General features: G+C 66.3%; 1 protein-coding gene. It reads left to right on the top strand.

The window, feature by feature from the left end; translation table 11 throughout:
- Positions 1-181 precede the first annotated feature (181 nt).
- On the top strand, positions 182-501 hold a 320-nt coding region (locus RF645_RS13545), incomplete at its 3' end, for a MarR family winged helix-turn-helix transcriptional regulator (RefSeq protein WP_368819300.1).

Consider the following 501-nt stretch of genomic DNA (forward strand, 5'->3'; position numbering starts at 1 on the left):
CCGGTCTCGGTCCCGCCGTACGACGTCGCTACGTCCGTCCCGCGCCCAGTGCGCACGATCCCGGGCGGTTCCCGCAGTCGCACGAGAGGGGTTCGCAAGACGATGTTCGGCGCGGGGATTTGACTGGCGGGGTGCCCTGTAGTATTGTTCAGCGATTTCGTCGAGTGGATACGATAGTCCTATGTCCTACAAGAACCAGTGGCCCACGAACCGTCTGCTGTCCACGGCGGCTCGCCTCGTGGAACACGCGTGGAACGAGAACCTCGCGTCTCTCGGTATCACCCACGCGGGCGTGATGGCCCTGGACGTCCTCCGCTCGGAGGGCAGCATGACGCAGGCGCAACTGGCCCACCAAGTGCGCGTCCAGGCCCAGACCATGGGCAAGACCCTGCACCGGTTGGAGGTGCATGGTCACATCACGCGTTCCCGCAACGCGCTCGACCGCCGTTCCCACATGGTGAGCATCTCCCCGGCGGGGGAGCGGGTCCTTGTGGACGCCGC

This window comes from Kocuria sp. CPCC 205260 (genome assembly GCF_040981045.1).
GTDB lineage: Bacteria > Actinomycetota > Actinomycetes > Actinomycetales > Micrococcaceae > Kocuria > Kocuria palustris.